General features: G+C 70.9%; 1 protein-coding gene. It reads right to left on the minus strand.

Translation table 11 applies throughout. The features are described 5' to 3' along the window. Window positions 1–230: 230 nt before the first annotated feature. On the minus strand, window positions 231–749 hold the full coding sequence (locus ACFXPX_RS21690) for a DUF6879 family protein (protein ID WP_380593852.1): 519 nt from the start codon (window positions 747–749) through the stop codon (window positions 231–233). Between the last annotated feature and the right edge of the window lie 168 nt (window positions 750–917).

Consider the following 917-nt stretch of genomic DNA (forward strand, 5'->3'; position numbering starts at 1 on the left):
CCGGGCCCGGCCCCGCCGGCCGCCGCGCGCGCCCCCCCCCCCCCCCCCCCGGGGGCCCCCGCGCCGGGGCGGGGGGCCCGCCCGGGGAGTTTCAGGGGGTGGCGGGGTCGGTCGGTGACCGCTTCCGGCGTGCTGCGTAGTGGACGAAGCCTTCGCTTTTCCGGAAAGTTCGGCGTTTCGGTGTCCTCGTCGACCCACACGGTCGGGGAGTCACCGTCCGGGCAGGTTCCTCAGGTCAGCCGGAACTCCTGGTGGGGGACGGCACGTGCCCAGACGGCCTCGAAAGCCGAGGCGCAGAGGCTCACGGCTTGCGGGGCGAGGGTGACTTCGTCGTCGACGAAGTCGCCCTCGCCACTGAAATGGTGGACCAAGAGGTGCTGCCCGTCGATGAGCCAGAAGTCGTTGCCGGGGAGTGCCAGGTCGGTCGCCTGTCGACGGGGAAGCCATCTGACCTGCTCGCCGGAAGCGATGTTGCGGAACGTGATCTCATGCTCGAACCGGATGTACTCGCTTGCCGGTTCGGAGATGATGCGGGCGCGTCGTACGTCGATGCCGCGAGTGGTGGTCTCCTCGATCAGCTGCAACCAAGGGCTCCACCAGGACGCCTGGTCGGCCGGATCGTCCCGTTGCCCGCTGAGCCAGCGGAGGAACAAGGGGTCGTCGCGCATGTATCCGTCGCGCATCTCCAGGTGGAGCGCCGAGCGGGTGCAGTTCCGCAGCAGGTCCTCAAGCGTGGGGGCTGACGCCACCGCTCACCTCCGGGAAGAACTGCATTATGTGCTTGGGTAGTTCGATCACGGCTTCATGCTCGGGGACGTCCATCTGCGCGAGACGTGCCACAGCGGGTATCCGGGCGGGGGCGGCCCGGGGGGGGGGCGGGGTCGGGGGCGGCGGGGCGGCGGGGGGCCTGGCGGGGG

Origin of the sequence: Kitasatospora sp. NPDC059146, assembly GCF_042786665.1 — a bacterium.
In the GTDB taxonomy this organism is placed as follows: Bacteria; Actinomycetota; Actinomycetes; order Streptomycetales; family Streptomycetaceae; genus Kitasatospora.